The 21,942-nt window shown below is 53.8% G+C and carries 22 protein-coding genes; 14 read left to right on the top strand and 8 right to left on the bottom strand.

The features are described 5' to 3' along the window. Window positions 1-77: 77 nt before the first annotated feature. From fba to DS878_RS10735, 4 genes are all read left to right on the top strand, one after another. A complete protein-coding gene (fba, locus tag DS878_RS10750) occupies window positions 78-1,142 on the top strand; it encodes a class II fructose-bisphosphate aldolase (protein ID WP_113815956.1) in 1,065 nt (354 codons plus the stop codon). A gap of 349 nt (window positions 1,143-1,491) precedes the next feature. Further along, entirely contained in the window at window positions 1,492-2,289 is a 798-nt protein-coding gene (locus DS878_RS10745; protein WP_113815955.1) for an EcsC family protein, read from the top strand. Window positions 2,290-2,421: 132 nt separating this feature from the next. Continuing rightward, the gene (locus DS878_RS10740) at window positions 2,422-3,015 is read left to right on the top strand and encodes a hypothetical protein (RefSeq protein ID WP_113815954.1); all 594 of its coding nucleotides are present in this window, start codon (window positions 2,422-2,424) and stop codon (window positions 3,013-3,015) included. A 139-nt stretch (window positions 3,016-3,154) separates the two neighbouring features. Then, on the top strand, window positions 3,155-4,000 hold the full coding sequence (locus DS878_RS10735; RefSeq protein ID WP_113816661.1) for a CPBP family intramembrane glutamic endopeptidase: 846 nt from the start codon (window positions 3,155-3,157) through the stop codon (window positions 3,998-4,000). A 190-nt stretch (window positions 4,001-4,190) separates the two neighbouring features. Here the strand turns inward: DS878_RS10735 and DS878_RS10730 are convergent, their stop codons facing one another. Next, a complete protein-coding gene (locus tag DS878_RS10730) occupies window positions 4,191-4,718 on the bottom strand; it encodes a TIGR02281 family clan AA aspartic protease (RefSeq protein WP_113815953.1) in 528 nt (175 codons plus the stop codon). Window positions 4,719-4,872: 154 nt separating this feature from the next. Here DS878_RS10730 and DS878_RS10725 point away from each other — a divergent pair, with 154 nt between their 5' ends. From DS878_RS10725 to DS878_RS10715, 3 genes are read left to right on the top strand one after another with little or no spacing between them, the layout of a single operon-like run. After that, window positions 4,873-5,589, top strand: coding sequence for an NYN domain-containing protein (locus tag DS878_RS10725; protein ID WP_113815952.1), 717 nt, complete (start codon window positions 4,873-4,875; stop codon window positions 5,587-5,589). Window positions 5,590-5,634: 45 nt separating this feature from the next. Continuing rightward, the gene (locus DS878_RS10720) at window positions 5,635-8,442 is read left to right on the top strand and encodes an AAA domain-containing protein (RefSeq protein ID WP_113815951.1); all 2,808 of its coding nucleotides are present in this window, start codon (window positions 5,635-5,637) and stop codon (window positions 8,440-8,442) included. Further along, window positions 8,423-8,707, top strand: a complete 285-nt coding sequence (locus DS878_RS10715; protein WP_261977771.1) for a hypothetical protein — start codon at window positions 8,423-8,425, stop codon at window positions 8,705-8,707. The genes DS878_RS10720 and DS878_RS10715 overlap by 20 nt, the downstream gene beginning before the upstream one ends. Before the next feature lie 43 nt (window positions 8,708-8,750). On the opposite strand, the gene DS878_RS10710 is transcribed toward DS878_RS10715, so the two are convergent. The 4 genes from DS878_RS10710 to DS878_RS10695 are packed head-to-tail and all read right to left on the bottom strand — an operon-like array spanning window position 8,751 to window position 12,647. After that, the gene (locus tag DS878_RS10710; RefSeq protein ID WP_113815949.1) at window positions 8,751-9,353 is read right to left on the bottom strand and encodes a DUF2894 domain-containing protein; all 603 of its coding nucleotides are present in this window, start codon (window positions 9,351-9,353) and stop codon (window positions 8,751-8,753) included. Further along, complete coding sequence (locus DS878_RS10705) at window positions 9,353-10,006, bottom strand: OmpA family protein (RefSeq protein ID WP_113815948.1); 654 nt, start codon at window positions 10,004-10,006, stop codon at window positions 9,353-9,355. Before DS878_RS10705 ends, DS878_RS10710 begins: the two co-directional genes overlap by 1 nt. Then, complete coding sequence (locus DS878_RS10700; RefSeq protein ID WP_261977770.1) at window positions 10,006-11,961, bottom strand: DUF802 domain-containing protein; 1,956 nt, start codon at window positions 11,959-11,961, stop codon at window positions 10,006-10,008. Before DS878_RS10700 ends, DS878_RS10705 begins: the two co-directional genes overlap by 1 nt. Then, the gene (locus tag DS878_RS10695; RefSeq protein WP_113815946.1) at window positions 11,958-12,647 is read right to left on the bottom strand and encodes a DUF3348 family protein; all 690 of its coding nucleotides are present in this window, start codon (window positions 12,645-12,647) and stop codon (window positions 11,958-11,960) included. The genes DS878_RS10700 and DS878_RS10695 overlap by 4 nt, the downstream gene beginning before the upstream one ends. A 203-nt stretch (window positions 12,648-12,850) precedes the next feature. Between DS878_RS10695 and DS878_RS10690 the strand changes: the two genes are divergently transcribed. Together DS878_RS10690 and DS878_RS10685 are read left to right on the top strand one after the other, a co-directional pair. Beyond that, on the top strand, window positions 12,851-13,210 hold the full coding sequence (locus DS878_RS10690; protein WP_113816660.1) for a DOPA 4,5-dioxygenase family protein: 360 nt from the start codon (window positions 12,851-12,853) through the stop codon (window positions 13,208-13,210). Window positions 13,211-13,339: 129 nt separating this feature from the next. Further along, window positions 13,340-14,161: a hypothetical protein gene (locus tag DS878_RS10685; protein ID WP_261977768.1), complete on the top strand. Its 822-nt coding sequence runs from the start codon at window positions 13,340-13,342 to the stop codon at window positions 14,159-14,161. Window positions 14,162-14,211: 50 nt separating this feature from the next. Here DS878_RS10685 and DS878_RS10680 read toward each other — a convergent pair whose 3' ends face one another. Together DS878_RS10680 and DS878_RS10675 are read right to left on the bottom strand one after the other, a co-directional pair. Further along, complete coding sequence (locus DS878_RS10680) at window positions 14,212-14,895, bottom strand: response regulator (RefSeq protein ID WP_113815945.1); 684 nt, start codon at window positions 14,893-14,895, stop codon at window positions 14,212-14,214. After that, on the bottom strand, window positions 14,874-16,520 hold the full coding sequence (locus tag DS878_RS10675; protein WP_113815944.1) for a sensor histidine kinase: 1,647 nt from the start codon (window positions 16,518-16,520) through the stop codon (window positions 14,874-14,876). Before DS878_RS10675 ends, DS878_RS10680 begins: the two co-directional genes overlap by 22 nt. Before the next feature lie 182 nt (window positions 16,521-16,702). Here DS878_RS10675 and DS878_RS10670 point away from each other — a divergent pair, with 182 nt between their 5' ends. The 5 genes from DS878_RS10670 (at window position 16,703) to DS878_RS10650 (ending at window position 21,490) form a co-directional block, all read left to right on the top strand. After that, window positions 16,703-17,680, top strand: a complete 978-nt coding sequence (locus DS878_RS10670; protein ID WP_113815943.1) for a Bug family tripartite tricarboxylate transporter substrate binding protein — start codon at window positions 16,703-16,705, stop codon at window positions 17,678-17,680. After that, window positions 17,677-18,123 (top strand): tripartite tricarboxylate transporter TctB family protein, encoded by a 447-nt coding sequence (locus tag DS878_RS10665; protein WP_113815942.1) that lies wholly within the window; start codon window positions 17,677-17,679, stop codon window positions 18,121-18,123. Before DS878_RS10670 ends, DS878_RS10665 begins: the two co-directional genes overlap by 4 nt. A 2-nt stretch (window positions 18,124-18,125) precedes the next feature. Further along, window positions 18,126-19,652, top strand: coding sequence for a tripartite tricarboxylate transporter permease (locus tag DS878_RS10660; protein WP_113815941.1), 1,527 nt, complete (start codon window positions 18,126-18,128; stop codon window positions 19,650-19,652). A gap of 104 nt (window positions 19,653-19,756) precedes the next feature. Continuing rightward, window positions 19,757-20,581 (top strand): sulfite exporter TauE/SafE family protein, encoded by an 825-nt coding sequence (locus DS878_RS10655; protein WP_113815940.1) that lies wholly within the window; start codon window positions 19,757-19,759, stop codon window positions 20,579-20,581. 78 nt (window positions 20,582-20,659) lie between these two features. Further along, window positions 20,660-21,490 carry a mechanosensitive ion channel family protein gene (locus DS878_RS10650; RefSeq protein ID WP_113815939.1) on the top strand — a complete coding sequence of 277 codons (831 nt, stop codon included), beginning with the start codon at window positions 20,660-20,662 and terminating at the stop codon, window positions 21,488-21,490. Between the two features lie 62 nt (window positions 21,491-21,552). Here DS878_RS10650 and DS878_RS10645 read toward each other — a convergent pair whose 3' ends face one another. After that, window positions 21,553-21,798, bottom strand: coding sequence for a hypothetical protein (locus tag DS878_RS10645; RefSeq protein WP_113815938.1), 246 nt, complete (start codon window positions 21,796-21,798; stop codon window positions 21,553-21,555). Window positions 21,799-21,942: the final 144 nt, after the last annotated feature.

The following is a 21,942-nucleotide window of genomic DNA, read 5'->3' as shown; positions in this document are numbered from 1 at the left end:
CCGGGAAAAAAACGCTCCTGCGTGCTGAATATGATTTCAAACTTATGTGACTTTTTTTAAACCAAGGAGACAACCAAATGGCCCTGATTTCGATGCGGCAAATGCTGGACCACGCCGCCGAGCATGGTTACGGTGTGCCAGCCTTTAACGTAAACAACCTGGAACAGATGCGCGCCATCATGGAAGCCGCCGACAAAACCGATTCTCCGGTTATTGTTCAGGCCTCTGCCGGTGCCCGTAAATACGCCGGTGCTCCGTTCCTGCGTCACATGATTCTGGCGGCTATTGAAGAATGGCCACATATCCCGGTAGTTATGCACCAGGACCACGGTACCAGCCCTTCAGTGTGCCAGCGCTCCATCCAGCTGGGCTTCAGTTCCGTTATGATGGACGGCTCACTGGGTGAAGACGGAAAAACCCCGACCAGCTACGAATACAACGTAGACGTAACCCGCCGCACCGTTGAAATGGCGCACGCCTGTGGCGTATCCGTAGAAGGCGAACTGGGCTGCCTGGGCTCCCTGGAAACCGGCCAGGCCGGCGAAGAAGACGGCATCGGCGCCGAAGGCACTCTGGACATGGATCAGATGCTGACCGACCCGGAAGAAGCCGCCGACTTCGTGAAAAAGACCCACGTAGACGCACTGGCCATCGCCATCGGCACCAGCCACGGCGCCTACAAGTTCACCCGTCCGCCAACAGGTGACATTCTGGCGATCAACCAGATTAAAGCCATCCACGCTCGTATCCCTGATACCCACCTGGTTATGCACGGCTCCAGCTCTGTGCCCCAGGAATGGCTGAAAGTGATCAACGAATTCGGTGGTGAAATTCCGGAAACCTACGGCGTACCGGTTGAAGAAATCGTTGAAGGCATCAAGCACGGCGTGCGCAAGGTAAACATCGATACCGACCTGCGCCTTGCCAGCACCGGAGCTGTTCGCCGTTTCATGGCCCAGAACCCGGCAGAGTTTGACCCGCGCAAATTCCTCAAGGCCACCATGGTAGCCATGACCGATATCTGCATCGCACGCTACGAAGCCTTCGGCTGTGCCGGCAACGCCAGCAAGATCAAGCCCATCAACCTTGAGCGCATGTTTGAGCGCTACGAGTCTGGTGAGCTGGATCCGAAAGTTAAGTAAGACTTGCAGTACAACAGCCCTGGGCGCCTGCCCGGGGCTGTGACTCCCCCTCCGGATTCCCTTCTCGATAGCCCCATACATTCCGATTGCCGCATAAACAGACTACAAAACACCTTTCTTCACCCGACTTAACAAGCTTTTGCAAAGAGCTACGGAAGATAGCCTGAGAATGGATTAATGTAGAGGGTAGCAAGCTATGAATGTTGCTCTGTTTGCGATTAATGCAATGCCGTTAGAAAGAACTCAGTGCGACTACCGGTTCATGGAAAAGTGTTGAGGGGGCGGTGTTATTGCAATAATTAAGCGTTCTATCTAATACGCTGTTAGCCATATAGGAGCTTTAGAAGTAATGGGAATCGAATTTCCAGAAAATGATCGGAAAGAACTGCAATCGGCGAAAAACATTTTGGAAAACCCTGGTGTTGCAGCGAAGGTTACGAATCTTATTGGTAGTCCAATAGAAAAGGGGCTAGGTCAGCTTCCAGTGGAATGGAAAGGGAAAATTAGCGATGTCACTCAAACTGCCCTAATGAAGGCTTCCGATGCAGCTATTTTTACGATGAAAGATATACCGGGCGAATCATCTTCAAATAATTGGCATAAATTAGGGGTGGCCATTTCTGGCGGAATTGGAGGCTTCTTTGGGATTTCTGCTATTGCAGCAGAGTTGGCACTATCTACCACCATTATGCTTAGATCAATTGCAGATATTGCAAGAAGTGAAGGGGAATCAATTTCTCAAGTAGAAGTTAAGCTCGCTTGCCTTGAGGTGTTCGCGCTCGGAGGTGCTAGCGAGTCAGACGATGGCGCGGAGAGTGGCTACTATGCAGTACGAGCTGCATTAGCAAAGTTAGTTGCAGACGCGGCTGACTTTTTGGCGACCAAAACATTAACTCAAGAGGGGGCGCCTGTATTGGTCAGATTTATTGCTGAGGTCGCAGAGAGGTATAGCATACAAATAACAGATAAGGCAGCCGCTCAGGCTGTGCCAGCAATTGGTGCTGCTGGTGGAGCAATTATTAACACTGTTTTTATGGACCATTTCCAAGACATGGCTAAAGGGCATTTTGTTGTGCGACGTTTGGAGCGAAAGCATGGAAAGGAACTTGTGCAGCGAATATATCAAGAACTTCCCACGCTTGGCTAACAAATCAAAGCGCTCGGACATGGACTTACCCCGTTCCACTAGACATTCCTAGCCTGTGATTGGGCGTGTCCATTTTATTGGGGGAAGTCCATTCCGTCGGCTTAGCTGGGCGTTAGAATTTCTGGAGGCGTCATGCGACTTTCGTTGCTGTTTCTGATTATTTGCATTTCAGGCAAAGCATATTCGGATTATGGAGTGCCGTTTATATTTAGAACCTGTCACCCCGAACTTGATTACGCCTCGTTTGAATTTGACTATGTGAATAATCCTGAAACTATTTTCAAAGAAGGGACGCGAGAGCTACGTGATGAGATTAAAGCCAGTTTGTTAAGTGAAGGGGTTATTTTTCCTGGAATCATAGAGTCATCAGAGTGTTCGTTAAAAGGGGCAAGTATCCGTGTTTGGACTGAAGGGGAACATTTTTTATCAGTTTCAATTGATGGTAAGGTCTATGTCGATAAGATAGATTTAAATAATAGAGGGTTTTCTTTTGAGAAATTTACTATCGATGGCGATCAGTATCCTTCTGGTTCTGAGTCAGGCTTCTTGAAGCTATGTTACTATCAGAAACCCGAGGGTTCCCCCATGAAGGAAATGTTTTCCATAACATCAAGGTATCCTAATAAGAATATATTAAATGCCAAATCTCTTAGTGAAAACACAGAAAACCAAAATGGCAACAATAGTTCGGTTCCGAAAACCTGTTCACTTTTTGGCAGATTCTAACAAATATTGTAGTTTGTTCCGGCCTGCGGGCTCCACCGGACGCCCCTGTCGGGGCACCGCTAAACAAAAGCGTTAGACGCGCGAACAAGGTTCCTGGTGTTGACCGCTATGCCGTTGGGAGGATCGAGACTTGACCAGGGTGTATGAGAGGGCCAGAGCGCTGGCCGTCAAGGTCGGAGTGGTTGGCTTCCCGCTCGTATACCTCGGCTGGGCATACCTGTTCTGGTCTCCCATCTTTGCATCAGGTGAGTCGGTGTGGTCCTTCCCCAAGATCATCCTGTTCCTTGTTGGGGGAGCAAGTCCGCTTATCGCAGGCGTGGTGCTGGCGGGTCTCACCGGCGGCAGGCGACGCCTCAGAGACATCGGTTCTCGACTCGTCGACATCCGCCGCATCAGTGTGCGCTGGCTCACCGTCATCCTTCTGTTCTGGCTTGTCTTCGACTTGCTCATGGCGGGAGCAGCGCTCGTCTTTGGCATCACGGACCGCCCCCTGGGAATCGCCTGGGACGCGGTCTTGTCGCCTCAAGCCCTCGCGTTCGTGCTACTGCTCTCGTTCGTCTTTCCGGCCGTCGAGGAGATCGGGCTTCGCGGCTACTGGCTCGACGAGCTTCAGGAGCGGTTCAACCCGGTGGTTGCCGGTCTTATCAACGGGGCCACGTGGGCTGTCTGGCACGCGCCTTTCGTGTGGTTCCCGGGCTACTACGCGAACACCTCGTTCAACCCAGAGCTGTGGTGGTGGCTGCCTTCCATAGTCCTGCAAACTCTGCTAATCGTGTGGGTGTACAACAGCACGAACCGTAGCATTTTGGCGGTGCTTCTGTTCCACGGCATGATGAACTTCACCGGCGAGTTCCTGGGCCTGGCACCGGAGATCTTCCCGTTCACGCTCATCGGCAACATCCTTGTAGCGGCTGCAGTTGTTGCTGGGTCACACGTCATGCGGCCGGGGCTCTCATCATCGAAAGCACACTTGGATTTTTCGTAGGAGCGCCGTCGAAAAGATTTCGAGGGCTTTCTAGAGCCTCGTTCAATGGCAATGAGGAATACCCCAGATATTTGAGGCGTGAAAAATATGATCGATACGGTGCTCAGGGGGGTGGTAAATCAATTTATATCAAAGACCCCGATAGGCCTCCGCCAGACGGCCTTAGTCACGATAGTGAGCGCCATCATTCTCAATGCGTTCCCAGGCTCAGGGTCAGAACGCCCGATTGTTGAGAGAAGTTAAGCTGTCCAAGTACACTCATGCCCAGCAGGACCATGTCCGGGTCCATGTCCGGGCTGATGGTGCCGGGTACATTATTGAATGTGATATCGCCCAGGCGGAGTTCTGGAATGGTTGTATTCCAGACACGTACTGTGCCCGCAGCAGTACGTGCAAGGCTGGGCTGCATTCGGACAAGGCCTGCTTTTTCGGCGATGTGTTCTGAGACAGACACGGTTGTCGCGCCTGTATCCAGAATGAAGGTCACATTTTGGTTGTTGATGGTGCCATTTGCCAGATAATGGCCCTGGCGGTTTGCCTGTAGTTTGATTTCGGTGACGCCGCCGCGGCTGTGACTGATCAGTTGCTGGTTGGGGTTGGTTTTGTGGGAGTCCCAGCTACCGAGTAAATAGGTTGCAGCGGAGAGGAACACAACCCAGAAAACAGCGAAGTAAAGAAGGTATCGGATTTCGGGTCTGATGGTGCCAGGTTTACTCATTCTGTTCCTTGTAGTGGGTCGTCCGACAGGTTGTTTGAAGTCTAACCCATTCCAGGCGCCCCACCTGATTTTTATGGCAGGGTTAAGAGGTTATCGGGCATCAGCTTTTGTAGAGCCGCAAGCATTGAGGCTATAGAAAAAGGAGAAGATGTAAATGGATGAGTCAAAGCAGAAAATTGCGCTATTCATTGATGCGGACAATGCTCCGGCGGGCAAGTTCGAGGATGTTCTCAGTGAAGTTGCGAAATACGGTGTGGTAACCATCAGAAAAGCATACGGAAACTGGAAAAAAGCGTCTCTGAAAGGCTGGGAGGATCTTCTGCATGAATATGCTATTCAGCCAGTGCAGCAGTATGACCTCTCGAAAGGAAAGAACGCATCGGATATAGCCCTTGTGATTGATGCCATGGATGTGATGTACACAAAGGATATAGACGTGATGTGTTTTGTGTCGTCTGATTGTGATTTCACACCAATGGTCACCCGTGCGCTGGCTGAGGGTAAGGTGGTTTTAGGCTTTGGCGAACGGAAGACTCCTGCGCCATTTGTTAACGCGTGTTCCAAGTTCTTGTTTCTGGATCAAAAGCCAGAGAAAAGTGATACAGACGAAGCTCCAACGAAAAATATAAAATCGGATACCAAGCTGATTAATCTGCTTCGTCAGGCAATTGAAGCGACGGAAGAGGATGATGGCTGGGCAGCATTAGGGCCAGTCGGGTCGCATATTTCGAATAAAACCTCGTTTGATACCAGAAACTACGGCTATAAAAATTTGAGCAGTCTCATCAAGGCAATAGACTTGTTTGAGCTGAAGCGCGGCCCGGGTAATTCCTATCTGGTGAGGGATGTCCGGAAGAAAAAAACAGGATAATTATCTATCCCGAAAGGTGTCAGCGCAAATAATAACGAGAGGACCATGGTCACCATCCATGTAAACGGCCAGAACAAGACCGGGCAGATCAGCGACTGGAGAATACGGAATGCTCGCCAGGGCTTGGAGCTGACCTGCTTTTTCCCCTCAGGAAAATCCTACACTCGTCCTCTCAGTGAATGCGATATCACGCCCACCGAGGTGGTGGAAGACGCGCTCCTTGTGAAGAAAAGCGGTAGCGTGTTCGGTCACGTGGATAAAGTGGTGGTGTATGGTAACAAGCAAGCAGTTGTCCAGTATTCAGAGAATTCCAAACCCTACGTTATGAATATGGACAACATCCGGCTTGTTAAAAAAACAGAGCTCAAAGATGGCGACATCTTCCGTTACTTCGTTTCTGTGGCCGAGGCCAGGCTGGAAAGGGCGAAGGCGAACCCCAAGGAAGATGCAGCGATTGCGGACAATGTGCTGCGTCAACTGAAAGCCTTGCCTGCAAATCCAGAGGTTGTATTGAATTCATACTGCACAGGGCATAGTCGGCCAAGGGAAACTTCAGAAAACATTATTTTTCCTTTCGGCATCAATGAAAGCCAACTAAAGGCCGTGGCGGGCGCTTTCTCCTCACAGGTCAGTGTTATTGAGGGGCCTCCCGGCACGGGAAAGACCCAGACGATATTGAATATCCTTGCCAACATTCTGCTACGGAACGAAACCGTTGCCATCCTTTCCAACAATAATGCCGCCGTTGAAAATGTCTATGAGAAGCTCGGCGAAGAAGGGTTGGACTTTCTTGTCGCCAAACTCGGCAACAGAGAGAATCGTAAAAATTTCTTTGCCAACTCACCTAAGGTTCCAACAGGTGAGTCTCCGCCTGCGCCGCTATTGCAAGAAATTGAGGACCAGATAGAGCATTTGAAACAGTTTCTGCATGCACGGAATGAAGTAGCGAAACTGCAAGCTCAAATAAATGAGCTCAACATCGAGCGGAAATATCTATTGCAATGGCGGCAGGAAAGTCTGGAATCTCACCCGCACTCACTCAAAACCGATCCCCTGGAAAAATACCGGTTATCCAAGCAAAAGATCACGGACTTGATGGCCTATCTGACTATGCTTGATGACAAGCCCATCACCCTGAGGACCAGAATAGAGCTGTGGCTGAATTTCCGGATTTTGCGCACCAAACCTTTTAGCGCATCCGATAAGCGCAACGCTATGATCCTTGCTTTGCAGCTGGGCTACTACGATAAGGCATTGCAGGAAAAGGAAGCTGACCTGGCTTCCTGTCAGGAGACTTTGAAGAATGGTGATTTCGACGCGCTATTAGCGGGCGTAACCAATGCATCGATGACCTACCTGAAATACCAGCTTCAACAACAAAAATGGTCTGAGGACGGCTTCACTTCGGAAGATTACCGGGGCCGGATCGATGCGTTTTTGAAGCGCTATCCAATTATCGGCAGCAGTACGCATTCCATCATTAACTCGCTTAAGCCCGGAACGGTTCTTGATTACGTCATCATTGATGAAGCGTCCCAGCAGGATATTATCCCGGGAATACTGGCGCTGGGTTGCGCCCGGAACCTCGTTATCGTTGGTGACAGAAAACAGTTGCCCCCAATTTTCGCGAAGATTGGCAAAGCAGCGCCAGATGAAAGGTATGACTGCGAAAAATACAGCCTACTGGACTCTTGCCTTAGTGTTTTTGGCGAAACCATTCCGGTGACTCTTCTGAAGGAGCATTATCGGTGCCACCCCAGAATTATCCAGTTTTGTAATCAGCAGTTTTATGACAACGAGCTTATTCCGATGACCCTGGATACGGGCGAAGATGCCTTGCAGCTGATCGTAACCGCCAAAGGAAATCACGCTCGACTCTTTAAAAACCAGCGAGAGCTGGATTCGTTGCTCCACGTGCTGGAACGGGGCGAAAGCAGCCAGTGGGATGAGGGGGCCAAGCGAGGATTTATTGCTCCATACAATGCGCAGATCGCACTGTCACACTCGCATCTTCCTGCCAGTTTCATAAAGGATACTACCCACAAGTTCCAGGGCAGGGAGTGTGATGAGATTGTCTTTTCAACGGTATTGGACAAGAAAGCCAGTAACCAAAAAAATCTGAAGTTTGTGGACGACCCCCATCTGATTAACGTGGCAGTATCCCGGGCAAAGAAACAGTTTACTCTGGTGACCGGTGAAGAGGTGTTCAGCGCTGAAAACGGGCCTGTTGCGGCCTTGATTCGCTATATTGAGTATTACTCGAATGAAACAGCAAATGTTCATCGTTCACCAGTGGTGTCGGCTTTTGATTTGTTGTACGCCGAGTATGATCAGTCTCTGGAAAAGTTGAGGTCTTCTTTAAGAGCGAGCGATTCACAATTTAAGTCAGAACAGATCGTGGCCCAGATACTGCGCGAACGGCTTTCTCGGCCTGCCAATCAGGCGGTAACCTTTCATACACAGATAGCCCTGAATCAGTTGGTGTCACTTGGAAATAAAACTCTGACAGCAAAAGAGCGCGGGTTTCTGAACGGCAGAAGCCGCTGTGATTTTGTGCTCTATTTCAAGGTGGGTAAAAAACCTCTGGCGGTCATTGAGGTGGACGGAGGTGATCACGATAAGCCGCAACAGAAACGATGGGACGCCCTGAAAAATAGCATCCTCCACAAAGGAGGCTTGCCTTTGCTTCGCCTGAAAACGGTCGAAAGCCATATTGAACAAAAGATCACAGAGTTTTTGCGTACAGTGACCGGCACTACTCGCGATTTCAGCTTATCTCAATACGATTCAGTCAACAGTATCGAATCATTTCGAAGAGACCAGAAATCTTCAGATGACTCCTGTAACCATTGAGTATGAGGGAACGACGGTCTCTTATCAGCACCAGCTTTGGCGGTTGCGTCCGGTGAGTGTCTGCGCGAATTACCGGCATAACCTCAGCGAGTTTTCTCCTTGCACAGTGAAGGCTGCTCAGTTGTTCAATGCTTTGTGTATGGAGGTGGCGCGTCAGGCGCGTAATGCCGCTACAGTTGCAGCTATGGGGAACAGCGATCCTCGCCTGGCTCGTGAACGAGATAAAACCTGTGAGGCATACCGGAGTATGAAAGCGGGTACGTGAGACAGATGGACCAAGGTGCCGCAGCAACTCAGTGGAGTAAGTCCTAACCACCCTTCCGCCCAAGCTTCTCCAATACCATCAGCGTATCCGTGTAGTTCACAAAATGGTTCAGGTACTCCGGCGACAGTTTCTGCATCTCCGCAATAGCCCGGCTGACCAGCCTGTGGGCATTCATGGGGCCGGCATCTTTCGGGGTGCTTTCGATAGCCTGTTGAATACGCTCCTGCAGCGCGTGAGTGCTCTGGTCTGCTTTGGCTCTGGCCATGGCTTTCAGGGGTTGGGGGGGGGCTGTGCCTGATGCTGGTGAGGGTTCCTCTGTTGCCCCGAAAATTCTCTGCTCAAGGGCTGAGCGGGGCGTTGTGGCGGGTGCTTCTGTTGTCTGGTTCAGAGCATCCAGCAGGGTGGACATAAGCGAAGGTTCGCGGGGCGCAGGGGCAGGCTCAGGTTGCTCTGAGGGTTTGAGTCTGGCCTGGTATTCGGAGACTGCCTGTTCCAGTTTTTGCCAGTGCGGGCCATGTTGCAGTGCTTTGCTGCGAAGCCGTCGTTCGCAGGCTTGCAGGTAGCGGAAGCGGACAGGGTCAAACCGGTCGGCGCCGGAGTGCCTGAGTTCTTCCAGAGCTGAGTGCAGGGTTGTATCCGCAGTCATCAGTTGCCGGCCCCGCCTTCTTGTTCGTCCGTCGTGGATGGCGCCCGTGGCACTGTGCTGATTTCTACCCGCCGGTTCTGGGCGCGGGATTCAGAATCTACATTGGGCACGGCCGGGTGATGTGGGCCGAAGGCAGCGGCAAACACGCGGTCATTGGGCAGGCCCAGACTGGTGAGGGTTCGGGTAACCGTCAGCGCCCGCTGGGCTGACAGCCCCAAGTTATCCCCATAACGGCTGCCGGGGTGCATGGGCAGGTCATCGGTAAAGCCGCTTACCATGAGCAGTTCATCGTGCTGTTCAAGATAGGTTTGCAGGGGCGGGACCAGTGATTCCAGCACTTCCTCACCCTCGGCCTGGAGCTGGTCGGAATTGAGCTCAAACAGCACGTTGCCGCTGATACCAATGCGGCCATCATGAAAGGTCACCAGCCCTTTGGTAAGCGGGTCTTCCAGAGCCTGTTCCAGCGCCATCCGGCGTTGCTCTTCGGCTTCCCGTTTTTCAATTTCCTGGTCCAGCGACTGGCTGAGTTCCAGTTGAATGCCTATTACCCATACCAGCATCAGGGCCAGAATGCCCACCAACGCAGCCATCAGGTCCGAGAATATGGCCCAGACCGGTGCGGATTGTTGTTCGCCGCCTTCCAGCTGTTCCATCAGCCGGCCTCGCTGGTGTCAGCCCGGTGCAGTGCTGCAGCGGCATCAATGACATCCTGCTGGGAACTGACACTCAGGTCGATGATTTCCCGCGCCTGGGCAACGTAGTAGGCCAGTTGTTCATCATGGCGGCTGCCGGCCTTGTCCAGAGCTTTCTGGATATCCGCCAGGCTGGCGACCACCTGCTGGTTGGACTGGCTGAACAGTTCAATGGCTTGCGCGAAGGCATCGCTCAGTGCGCCCACTTCCTGGCTGCTGCCGGTGATGTCGTTCCCAAGCTTGTCCAGTTGCTGGCTTTGTTCCTGAATCAGTGTGTTGAAGCGCTCGCTGATGTCAGTGAGGGTTTCCTTGGCGCCGCTGATGAGTGAATCAACGGCACTCTGCTGGCTTTCGGCGCTGTTGCGCTGGTTTTCCAGCAGGCTGTCCAGCTCCTGAACCAGCCGCTGGCGTTCTTCCAGCAGTTCGTTTTCCCGCTCACTGTTACGGGCAATTTCTGTTTGCAGTTGGCGGATAACCTCTGCGGCGGCTTTCGGGGTTTCAGACGCGGTTTCAATCAGGCGGGTCATGGGTGTTTCCAGCGCCGTGCCAAGTTCCGCCAGATGTTTCGCGGCTGTGGCTTCCAGGCTCTCCAGGCGGGTAGCAACCGCATCGGCCCGCACAGCTTCCTGATCCCGCAGCCCGGACAGTTGCTGGCCAATGGTGGCCAGCAGTTCATCGATGCCGGTTTTCTGGTTGTTCACCAGGTCTGCGCTGTTGCGCCGGAGGTGTTCCTGATACCCGGTCAGTGACTGCTGCAGGCTTTCAATGAGTTCCCGGGACTGGTCTTGCAGTCTGGCGTGGTGTTGCTCGCTGTGTTCCTGCAGCCTGGCCTGATGCGCCTCAGTGCATTCCTGCAGCGTTCGGGCAGAAGCAGCACTGGTTTTTTGCTGCTCAGACAGGTTCTGCTGCCAGCGCGCACTGGCCTCAGTGGTGGTTGCCTGAAAGCTGGAGGTCAGTTCAGCCAACTGCTGACGAGTGTCATCAGACCAGGCCTGGTGCACTGTCTGTGCCTCTTTTTGCAGGAGTTCCATGGCATTGATGACTATAGGTTCTACCCGTTCGGCGGCCTGCCTGGAACTGTCATCCAGTGCCTTGGTCAGTGATTGAGCGACGGAGTTGGCCAGAGTCTGGTAATGGCTGCCGACTGTGCTGTGGAACTCCTGCTGATTGCGGGTGAGGGATTCTTCCAGTTGCTGACCGAGTTGTTCCATTCGTGCGGTCATACGCTCCATGGCTGATGCCATCTCCGGCAGAGCTTTGGCCTGGCTTTCGAGAGCCTGGAAAGCTTGCTGGCGTTGATGGTCGGCCGACAGGTGGTGCAGTTTTTCCCGCAGAACCGCATCGAGTGTCCGGGATTCCTGTAACCGGTCCCGGCGGCTCAGGGTTGATGCCAGCCCCAGCATGGCCGAGGCGGCAACACCGGCTATGGATGTTCCAAATGCCAGGCTCAGCCCGGCGATGGGGGCGGCCAGAGCGCTGCGAATGGCGCTGAGTTCGGTGCTGTTGTCCAGTGCCGACGCTGCGCCGCCCAGGGTTACGATCATGCCGGCGAATGTACCCAGCAGGCCCAGCATTACCAGCAGGCCGGTCAGGTAGGGTGTCAGCTGGGGCGCAGGCAGGCCTGCAGCATGGCCTTCAATTCGGCGCTGCACAGGAAACTGCATGGGCTGGGGCAGGGCGTCCAGCCAGGAGGATATCTGATCATGGGCTCCGGGTAGCTGGTTAACTTTGTCTGCAAGTTGGCGGGTTTGCCGGCGGAAATTCAGCAGCTCACCAAAGCCCAGGCAATACACCACAGCAATAATGCCGGTGAAGGCCAGTGCCAGCCTGTCGGATCCGATAAAGCCTGCGCCAACCCAGCACACTGCTGCAAGGCCGATGGCGAAAGCCAGGGTAAAAAACAGTCTACTCATCATAGGGTCTTGTTAACCTCGTTGTGGCAGGCTTCAAGCAAACCAAGCACCGGTTCCAGCCGAACATCCAGTTCGGCGAGTAACATAATCTGCGTTTCCTCGCAGTAGCGGTGGAACCAGTGTCCGGTTTGCTGGTCTGATGCCTGGAGTTGCTCAGAGGATGTCTGTAAGGCCTGGAAACGCTGTTCCAGCACCCGGGAAAGCTGGGAAAAGCACTGGCTGGTATAGCCCGTCATGGTGTGGTCGAACACCGAATCCAGTTCGGCCAGCCGGGCGAGGGTCTGGCCCTGTGTTTTCATGGCTTTGCGTACCTTGTCCCGGAGTTGACGGCTGTTTGCGGTGATTCTGCGCCTTAGTGCCAGACAGGCATCCTGCACAGTCTCAAACTCCGGCTCACCTTCAAATTCCAGCTCATCCGCCCAGGCCTGAATGCGGCGAACCAGCGCCTGGCGGGTTGTGGCCAGCTCGTCGGTCAGCCTGTCTGCCATCGCTCCCTGCACCTCGCCCGGTTGCCTTGTACGGTAAGCGGTCGCGGCATCCAGGTTCATGGTGTCACCCAGCCCGAACAAACGGCCGAGCCGCTCGGAAATGCAAGGGAGCTGGCTGTATTCAGGCAACACGGCTGATTTAGCCAGTTGCTGCAACAGTCTGTCCCTGGGGCCTGTCTGTGCCAGAGGTATAGATGGCATTGGGTGTTCTCTCACTCGCGGTTCCGGGCAGGTGATATTTGAGGCCGCTATTCTACTGGCTAAGGGGAATGAATGATAATGACCGTGCGGTGAGAAAATGTCTGTCACCAAACCATGAGCCTGCGGGAAGGAATATGGGCCACAATTGTTTGGCGCAGACAGAAGCATAGATGCCCGATCTGTTGAGTCAAATGGAGAACCTGATGAATGAAATAAAGCGTCCTGTTAATTCTCATAAGGCTTACCATGCGCACGTATATTTCGAGAAAGAGACATTGTCGTTTGCGACTTCCTTATGTGAGCAGGCGGGGAAAAAGTTCGGTCTGAAGGTTGGCCGTGTTCATCAGCAGATGGTCGGCCCCCATCCAGAGTGGAGTTGCCAGATTACATTTGGTGCTCAGCATTTTGATGAGTTTGTCAGCTGGCTTGAACGACACAGAGAAGGTCTCACGATTCTGATTCATGCTCTGTCCGGCAATGATCTGGAAGACCACACAATATATGCCTACTGGTTGGGAGACAGCGCTGAGCTCGATTTGTCCATGTTTGAGCAGGCAATGTGACGGCCGTTAAACAACTCTTGGGCTTGTTGTACCACTTTGATAGTGCCTCGTTATTCCGGTGAACGTAAATGTGGTAGAACAGGATGCTGCATGGTACGCAATAAAAATGCATCAGATGGAGTCTGATTGATGGCCAGCCAAAAACAATTACCCATGATTCTCGCCCTTGGCTGGATGTCGGTCGCCAGTGCTGATGAAGCTTGTCTGGCGTCAGCCCAGACGGACCTGGAACGTATTTACTGTGAGGTTGTAGAGAGTGGTGGAGGTGCGGGCCTGCCTTCCATGATGGATTTCAGGCGTAATGATCAAAGGGTGCAGGCACTGTTGCTGCGTCGGCCGGCCAGGAGTCTCGGGCTGACATTGCCCGAGGTTTCTGTTGCTCCTGAACCGGCGGCGGTCACGCAACCGGAGGCGACTGCACCACCGCAAGAGCCCCTGAGAGAATCCGCCCCCGGGCTTTCCATTGCTCAGGGGTTGGCGGGCTGCGAATTGCAGGGAGAGCTCATCCAATGCCCGGGCCAGACCTATGAACTGGCCGCCAATCGCGCACTGGCAGCGCTGGATGAGGGGGTGCTGGAACCGGATAACCGCCTCGGAATAGAGCCTTTCGATGGTGAACGTAACGATGATGAAGCCGTACGAACCTATCTTTCGGCCGCTTATGATCGTTATATTCCGAAAATGCTGACTATTGGCCTTGGCGCAAATACTATGAGTTTCACGGCATTTCACAACGCCTTTCACACTCTGGAAAGCGGCGGCGTGGATTTTTCCGAGCGAATGGAACAGACCTACGAACTGCTCAAGCAGGACCGGAAAACTCTGGGGCTGAAAGCCCGATACCACGATGAGTTGCCAGAAAGCCTGTCGCTGTGTGACACCATCAATCGAGATGTCATCGTGTGCGACAACGTTGGAATAAACTGGGTTTTTGTCCGGGCGGATCAATAATCTCCGGTCAGCCCCGGTAGGCTTGTTCAGGCTTCGGTGATCCGGAGGCCTTACCGCACCCGATAGCGCCGTTCCGGCCGGCCAACGCTGCCGTAGTTAACCTCGGCCACCAGCGTGCCTGTGCCGGTCATGTATTCCAGGTAGCGTCTTGCGGTGGTGCGTGATGCTCCCATGGCGTTGCCCACTTCTTCTGCACTCCAGGGTTTCCTGTCGGCAATCAGCTCCCGGATCTTGTCCAGCGTAATCACATCTATGCCTTTCGGCAGCCGGTGCGTGCTGTCATTGCCGGCGTCGCCGGCATTGCGGGGGAGCAGGGCATCTACTTCGTCCTGCCCCAGATGTTTCAGTGCCGACAGGCGTGCAAGGTGATCGCTGTAGCGGTTGATGGCTTCTTCCAGACGCTCGAACACCAGTGGCTTCAGAATGTAGTCAAACACGCCGCCGCGCAGGGCCGTGCGCAGTGTCTCTACTTCTTTGGCGGCGGTAATCAGAATCACGTCGCTGCTGTTGTTACCGGCACGCAGCTCTCGCAGTAAGTCCAGGCCGCTGCCGTCGGGGAAATACACATCAAGAAGAATCAGGTCCGGCTGCAGCACCTCGGCCTGTTCCCGCGCATCGGCAAGAGTGTGGGCAATGCCGCATAGCTCCACCTGGTCCAGGCGCTGGATAAAGCGGCGCTGGATTTCCGCAATCTGGCGGTCGTCTTCGGCGATCAGCAGTCGGATGGGGGGCACGGTTGGCTCCTGACTGTGGGTTTTTTCGGTAAGTATAAAGTAAAGCGGCTACCGCCTGCTTCCCCCAGGTTTTCCACGGTTACAGAACCTCCCCAGCTGTCCAGAAACTGGCGGACCAGATGTAGCCCGAAACCGTGTTCGTGGCCGGATTTGCTGGTTACGCCTTTTTCAAAAATCCGGTTCTGTACCTCTGGCGCGACCCCAGGGCCCTGGTCTTCCACTTCGAAAATCAGTTCCTGGCCGAGGTCGGTCATCGAGAGCTGTACCCGGCCGTTTGCGCCAGTATGGCGACGAGTGGCTTCCAGTGCGTTATCAATCAGGTTGCCCAGTACACTTACCAGTTGGTCCCGTGGCAGGTTGTCGGGCAGATCGGCCATCTGGCTGTCAGGGTCTATGTCCAGGTGCAGGCCCATTTCCCGGGCCCTGTTGTGTTTGCCAAGCAGACAACCTGCAATGATGGGGTCTGGCACCGCTTCGAGCAGCAGGTGAATCAGCGCCTGGTGGCTGCTGACTTCATTGCCGATAAGCTTCAGCGCGTCCTTGTAGGCGCCCAGCTGGATCAGCCCGGCAATGGTGTGCAGCTTGTTGGAGTATTCATGGGTCTGGCTGCGCAGAGTGTCGGCGTACTGCTGAATGTGAGTCAGTTGCTGGCTGACCTGATCCAGCTCGTTGCGTAGCCGAAAACTGGCCACCACGCCGATAATGTCGTTGCCCTGGCGCATGGGTAGCCGGTTGACCACCATCTGACGGTTGCGTAGCCACACCTCGCGGTCAAAATCCGGCGTGCCTGTGCTCAGAACCGACATAAGGTCGCTTTCCGGCAGCACTTCGAGAATAGGGCGCCCTGCAATCTCGCGGTCTGCACTCAGGTCCAGAGTGGTCAGAGCTGCACGGTTAACGGTGGTAATAATGCCATGGCGGTTGATGGCAATAATGCCTTCACGTACTGATTGCAGTGTGGCATCGCGCTCCTGAAAGAGTCCTGCGATTTCTTCCGGCTCCAGGCCGAAAATGGCACGCTTGAACCGGCTGGCGATGACCACGGCTGCCAGAATGCTGACCAGCAGGACTACGCCCAGAACGCCATACAGCACAAAATTATAGCGCTGCACAGTAGCCTCCACCTGGCTCACGCTGTATCCCACCGACACAATGCCGATAATGTCGCCGCTGTCTGGCTCGAACACCGGCGCTTTGCCACGCATGGATTCGCCCAGGTTGCCCAGCGCAAGAGCTACGTAGCCCTCTCCGTCTACCAGTGCGCGGCGGCCATAATCTCCGTCATCGTCTGCCATTGATTGGCCGATACGCTCTGCCGAAGGGTGAGCCAGGCGGATAGCGTTGTGGTCGCCAATCACGATAAAAAGGGCTTCGTTGGTGGTGGCCATTGTGCGGGTGAGGGCGTTGAGAGCCTCAATGTCACGCTGCTGTATACCGCGGATTATGGCGGGGCTGGCAGCAACGGTTTTGGCTACCATCAGCGCGCGCTGGCCAATTTCATTGTAGAGGGATTCGCTGAGGTAATAGCCGGCAAATACGCCGATAAATGCCGCCTGCAGGGCGCTCACCAGGCCCAGGGTGATAATCATGCGGGTTTTGAGTTTGGTGCGTCGTTTAACAGGCATAGGCTTCAGTCAGAATCGTCCATCGGTTGGATGGCTAAAGGGTAAGACACCGTTGGCCGGTTTGCTCGTGAACTTTATGAACAAAAAGCACATTAGTTTCTTTAAACGCGTTACGCCCGCAAACTTCAGGAACTACGCATTGCCTTTTACTCTGACCGCTCAACAACAAAGAGGTAATGTGTATGTTTATTAAAAGAACAATCGCATTTGCGGCTGTGGCCGCCTTCAGTATGTCTGCCATAGCCTGGCAGCCCAGCGGCAAAGTTGAGTGTCTGGCACCGGCTGATCCGGGCGGCGGCTGGGATTTTACCTGCCGCAGTGTGGGCAATGTCATGCAGCAGCTTGATCTGGTGGATGGATCGGTACAAACCGTGAACATGGCCGGTGCAGGTGGCGGAGTGGCCTACGCACACACCGTCAGTAAGCGCAAAAACGACGATAAACTGATTGTCGCGGCGTCCACAGCCACCACTACCCGGCTGGCGCAGAAGCAGTTTCCCGGTATGGATGCCTCCATGGTGAAGTGGGTCGGCGCGCTGGGTGCAGACTACGGCATCATTGCAGTAGGCAAAAACTCCCGATATGAAAACCTGAATCAACTGATGGACGCATTGAAAGCAGACCCGCGTTCGGTCAAGTTTGCCGGCGGCAGTGCCCGTGGTGGCTGGGATCACCTCAAAGTCCTTATTGCCGCAAAGGCTGCAGGCGCTGAAAACCTGCCGTCCATTCCTTACCTGTCCTACAACAACGGCGGCGAAGCCATGACCCAGGTCGTAGGCGGCCAGGTAGATGCCTTTACCGGTGATGTGTCGGAAGCCACCGGTTTTATGGAATCCGGTGATCTGCGCGTGCTGGCGGTGCTGTCAGAGGAGCGCCTGCCGGGTAAGTTCAGCGATATTCCGACCGCCCGCGAGCAGGGTGTTGATGCGCTCGGCCCTAACTGGCGTGGATTTTATATGCCGAAAGACACACCGGCAGAAGCTCAGCAGTACTGGGTAGACGCAATCGACACCCTGTACGCCAGCGACGAATGGAAAGCGGTGATGAAAAGCAACGGCCTGATTCCCTTCCACCCGAAAGCCTCAGAGTTTGAAAGCTTTGTGATCAATCAGGTACAGGAGATCGAAGATCTTTCCCGGGAAATAGGTCTGCTGAAATGACTGGCATGGGCGATCGTATTCTGGGCTTGTTCCTGCTGGTGCTGGCGGTTGCCTATGGCTGGGTGGCGCAGCAATGGCCTGAACCCTTCGGCGGTGCCGAGGGTGTAGGGCCGGAAACCTTTCCCACCATACTGGCGATCGTGCTGGTGATTGGCAGTCTGTATCTGATGATCAAACCGGATGCCGATGCCAGGTGGCCGGTGGGCAAGTCTGCGCTGGAACTGGTGATTTCGGTCATTGTGCTGGTGGTTTACGCGATGCTGCTGGAGCCACTGGGCTTTATTATCTCCACCACCCTGGCGGTTGGCGCCTTGAGCTGGCGTATGGGCGCACCGGCAACCAAGTCGTTTGTAACCGGCCTGATCAGCGCGGTTGTAGTGTTTGGACTGTTTAACTATGGGTTATCGTTAAGCCTGCCCAACGGCTTGCTGGGAGGCTTTTGAATATGGAAACCATAGGCTTTCTGATGGAAGGGTTTGCGGTGGCGTTGACACCGTACAACCTGATGTTTGCGCTGTTTGGTGCCTTTGTGGGCACTTTGATTGGCTGTCTGCCCGGTCTGGGCCCGGCGAATGGTGTTGCCATTCTGATACCGCTGGCCTTCACTCTGGGTCTGCCGCCTGAAACTGCAATGATCCTGCTCACATCGGTATATGCCGGTGCCATGTATGGTGGCCGTATTTCGTCGATCCTGCTGAATATTCCGGGCGACGAGCCAGCCATGATGACCTGCCTGGATGGCTATCCCATGGCCCAGAAAGGTCGTGCCGCAGATGCTTTGGCCATTTCGGCGATTGCGTCTTTTGCGGGGAGTCTGATCGGTACCATAGGGCTGATCATGCTGGCGCCCGTGCTGGCGCGTTTTGCGCTTACTTTCGGGCCGGCAGAATACTTTGCGCTGTTTTTGCTGGCCTTCGCCACACTGGGTGGTATTACCGGCAAAAACCCGATGAAGACGGTCATTGCAGCAACACTGGGCATTATGATCTCTACTGTGGGTATCGATATTTCCACCGGAACCCAGAGGTACACCGGAGGTGTGCTTGAGCTGTATGAAGGCATCGACTTCATCCTGGCGATTGTTGGCCTGTTTGCCATATCCGAGCTGCTGTTTTTTGTAGAAGCACGAATGGGCAGAGGCCGCAGTAAAGTGAACGTGGGCAAGCTGACACTGAGCTTCAAAGAGGTTGTATCCACAATCCCGACTCAGCTCCGTGGTGGTTTGCTGGGCTTTATTGCCGGTGTGCTGCCGGGAGCGGGTGCTTCTCTGGGCAGCTTTATCAGCTACACACTGGAGAAGTCGGTACTGGGCAAAAAAGGCCGCTTTGGCGAAGGTGATATTCGTGGCGTTGTAGCGCCGGAGGCAGGTAACAATGGTGCCGCATCTGGTGCTCTGGTGCCAATGCTGACCCTGGGTGTACCGGGCAGCGGAACCACCGCAGTGTTGCTGGCCATGCTGATTTCCCTGAATATCACACCGGGGCCGCTGATGTTCACCCAGAACGCGGACATTGTGTGGGGCGTGATCGCAGCACTGCTGATTGGTAACGTACTGCTGCTGGTGCTGAATATTCCGATGATCGGCGTGTTTGTGCGGCTGTTGTCTGTGCCACCCATGTACCTGCTGCCGATTGTGACCATGGTGGCGTTTGTGGGTATTTACTCCATAAGCCACAGTACCTTTGATCTGTACTTCATGATCGTCTTCGGGGTTGGCGGGTTTATTCTGCGCAAGCTGGAAATTCCCATGGTGCCCATTATTCTGGGTCTGCTGCTGGGGCCGGAAATGGAGAAGAATCTTGGCCACGCACTGATTCTGTCTGATGGCGACTGGACAACTCTCTGGTCCAGCCCTCTGGCCATAGGTTTGTGGCTGGTCGCCGGACTTGGTCTGGTGTTGCCGACTTTGTTCGGGCCTATACTGCGCCGGCGCATGCGCAATGCCATCAAGGAGGGGCCGGTAAGCGATTAAGCCGCTCTGGCGAAAATATAAAGGAACTTGCACCGGGCTTTGCCCGGTGTTTTTTTGGGAAAACCGTTACACTTGGACAAATTTCTCTCCTTGCTCCGGAAGTTATGTCAGATCTTTCCTTAATTCAGTACGTCCTGATTGCCCTTATTTTTATCTGGAGTGGTTTTGTGCGCTCCGGGCTGGGCTTTGGCGGCGCGGTTCTGTCATTGCCATTTTTGTTGCTGGTGAAAGACGACCCGCTGGTATTCCTGCCCATAATCGCAGTGCACCTGCTGGTATTTTCATCCTTGACCATCTGGATGAACAATCGCAGTTCCCGGAACAAGAAAGCTGGTAAAAGCCGCGAGAAACTGACCGGGTTCGGGCCAGATGCTGCCGCGAACGCGCCGGAAGGCACGGTCGACTGGCCCTACCTGTGGCGAATTCTGCGGATTATGATCGTGCCCAAACTGATTGGCGTGTTTGGCCTGTTTACGCTGCCGGCAAATGTGCTGAGTGCGATTATTTTTGTGATTGTTGCGATTTATTCGGTGTCGTACATCCTTAACCGGCCGTTTCGCAGTAAGAGCAAAAGCGTGGATGTAGCCCTGCTGATGGCTGGCGGCTATATCAGCGGCACCTCGCTGATAGGCGCTCCTCTGGTTATTGCCGTTGCCGCGCAGCATCTGGCGCGGGAGAAGTTGCGGGATACACTGTTTGGCCTCTGGTTCATTCTGGTGCTGATAAAGCTGGCAGCATTCATCTGGGTGGGGCTCGACCTGCAGCTTATCCATCACCTGTGGTTGCTGCCCTGCGCTGCCATAGGACATGTGATAGGCCTGCGTTTTCACGAGCGAATTGTGAAGGCGGAAACACCGGTGTTTTTCCGGTTGCTGGGAATAGTGCTTTTGGTGGTCAGCAGCGTAGGGATGGTCAGCGTGCTGCTTTGACCGCAGAAGAAAACCGGTTGCGCACCCCCTGAAGTTAATTTAGTTTAATCAGCTTCTACTATCAGGAAGCTTAATGTGATGCAGGAACTAATCGACAAACTGGATATCAACCAATACCTTCCCGCTGCCCTGGACTGGGCAACCAATATTCTTCTGGCTCTGGTCATCCTTGTAGTTGGCTTCTGGATTGCTGGCAAGGCTTACAAGTCTGTTGTCCGTATCTCTGCGAGTTACGACCAGCTGGATGACACTCTGTTCAAGTTCTTTGGCAGCGTTGTGCGCTATACCATCCTGGCGTTTGTCGGTATTGCCGTACTGAACCGCTTTGGTGTTCAGACTGCCTCCATCATTGCCCTTCTGGGTGCTGCTGGCCTGGCCGTGGGTCTGGCATTGCAGGGTACGCTGTCGAATCTGGCGGCTGGCGTAATGCTGCTGATTTTCCGCCCTTACAAGGTGGGTGATTTTATCGATGCTGCCGGCAAGTTCGGAAACGTAACGGAAGTGGATATGTTTACCACCATCCTGCAAACCTTCGACAACCAGCAGATCATCATCCCCAACAGTCAGATCTGGGGGCAGCAGATTACCAATCATTCCCACCATCCGGTGCGGGGTGTGGATATGCATTTCGGTATTGCCTACAACGAAAGCATCGATGAAGCCCGCAAGGTGATCGACAGCGTTCTGGCGAAGCATCCGCATGTGCTGGCCGATCCGGCGCCATTCGTTGAAGTTGAAACCCTGAATAACAGTTCGGTGGACTTTCTGGTCAGGCCTTTTTGCGAAGGCGAGCATTATTTCAGTGTGCTGTACTCGGTGCCTGAACAGATCAAGAAAGCCCTCGATGAGGCTGGTATAGAAATTCCGTATCCCCATCGGAAAGTTATTCTGGTGAACGAAAAGGAATAACGGCAGATCAGGGAAGGGCGATAATCGGGGAATGTTGAAGCCCCGATTATCGCTTTACTGAATCAGAGCTTGCTGAAAGCTGCGTCGAAATCCTTGGCCGCAGCATCTGTGAACTCGAAGTTGTTACGGATGTATCCCAGCGTAGCTTTTTCGGTCTCAGTCACACTGGTTCCATCCTGGGCTGATTTGAAAAGATCGGCGACCTCATCTTTGGACAACTTGCCTTCGCCTTGCCCTGTCGTGTGTTTACGGGCCAGATCCAGCAGTTCTTTTTCGTATTTTTGACCATCAATTGTTTCATAAGCCATAACAATACTAACTCCGTTTAATAGTGATTCTGTGCCGCTTGAGACCGGGAGATCTCGCTGCAGATTGAACGGTTCAAAGGCAGAGTGATTCCTTTGATCCGCCTCTTTCTATACAAACACAGGGCGTGGGATTGCGCAACGCTT

Origin of the sequence: Marinobacter sp. F3R11, from assembly GCF_003318275.1 — a bacterium.
Classification (GTDB): domain Bacteria; phylum Pseudomonadota; class Gammaproteobacteria; order Pseudomonadales; family Oleiphilaceae; genus Marinobacter.
The sequence above is the reverse complement of the archived record's forward strand: the minus strand, read 5'-3'. Positions and strand labels throughout refer to the sequence as shown.

Coding starts and splice junctions, on each gene's coding strand:
- fba (WP_113815956.1), top strand. CDS start 78: ATGGCCCTGATTTCGATGCGGCAAATGCTGGACCACGCCGCCGAGCAT.
- DS878_RS10745 (WP_113815955.1), top strand. CDS start 1,492: ATGGGAATCGAATTTCCAGAAAATGATCGGAAAGAACTGCAATCGGCG.
- DS878_RS10740 (WP_113815954.1), top strand. CDS start 2,422: ATGCGACTTTCGTTGCTGTTTCTGATTATTTGCATTTCAGGCAAAGCA.
- DS878_RS10730 (WP_113815953.1), bottom strand. CDS start 4,718: ATGAGTAAACCTGGCACCATCAGACCCGAAATCCGATACCTTCTTTAC.
- DS878_RS10725 (WP_113815952.1), top strand. CDS start 4,873: ATGGATGAGTCAAAGCAGAAAATTGCGCTATTCATTGATGCGGACAAT.
- DS878_RS10720 (WP_113815951.1), top strand. CDS start 5,635: ATGGTCACCATCCATGTAAACGGCCAGAACAAGACCGGGCAGATCAGC.
- DS878_RS10715 (WP_261977771.1), top strand. CDS start 8,423: ATGACTCCTGTAACCATTGAGTATGAGGGAACGACGGTCTCTTATCAG.
- DS878_RS10710 (WP_113815949.1), bottom strand. CDS start 9,353: ATGACTGCGGATACAACCCTGCACTCAGCTCTGGAAGAACTCAGGCAC.
- DS878_RS10705 (WP_113815948.1), bottom strand. CDS start 10,006: ATGGAACAGCTGGAAGGCGGCGAACAACAATCCGCACCGGTCTGGGCC.
- DS878_RS10700 (WP_261977770.1), bottom strand. CDS start 11,961: ATGATGAGTAGACTGTTTTTTACCCTGGCTTTCGCCATCGGCCTTGCA.
- DS878_RS10695 (WP_113815946.1), bottom strand. CDS start 12,647: ATGCCATCTATACCTCTGGCACAGACAGGCCCCAGGGACAGACTGTTG.
- DS878_RS10690 (WP_113816660.1), top strand. CDS start 12,851: ATGAATGAAATAAAGCGTCCTGTTAATTCTCATAAGGCTTACCATGCG.
- DS878_RS10685 (WP_261977768.1), top strand. CDS start 13,340: ATGGCCAGCCAAAAACAATTACCCATGATTCTCGCCCTTGGCTGGATG.
- DS878_RS10675 (WP_113815944.1), bottom strand. CDS start 16,520: ATGCCTGTTAAACGACGCACCAAACTCAAAACCCGCATGATTATCACC.
- DS878_RS10670 (WP_113815943.1), top strand. CDS start 16,703: ATGTTTATTAAAAGAACAATCGCATTTGCGGCTGTGGCCGCCTTCAGT.
- DS878_RS10665 (WP_113815942.1), top strand. CDS start 17,677: ATGACTGGCATGGGCGATCGTATTCTGGGCTTGTTCCTGCTGGTGCTG.
- DS878_RS10660 (WP_113815941.1), top strand. CDS start 18,126: ATGGAAACCATAGGCTTTCTGATGGAAGGGTTTGCGGTGGCGTTGACA.
- DS878_RS10655 (WP_113815940.1), top strand. CDS start 19,757: ATGTCAGATCTTTCCTTAATTCAGTACGTCCTGATTGCCCTTATTTTT.
- DS878_RS10650 (WP_113815939.1), top strand. CDS start 20,660: ATGCAGGAACTAATCGACAAACTGGATATCAACCAATACCTTCCCGCT.
- DS878_RS10645 (WP_113815938.1), bottom strand. CDS start 21,798: ATGGCTTATGAAACAATTGATGGTCAAAAATACGAAAAAGAACTGCTG.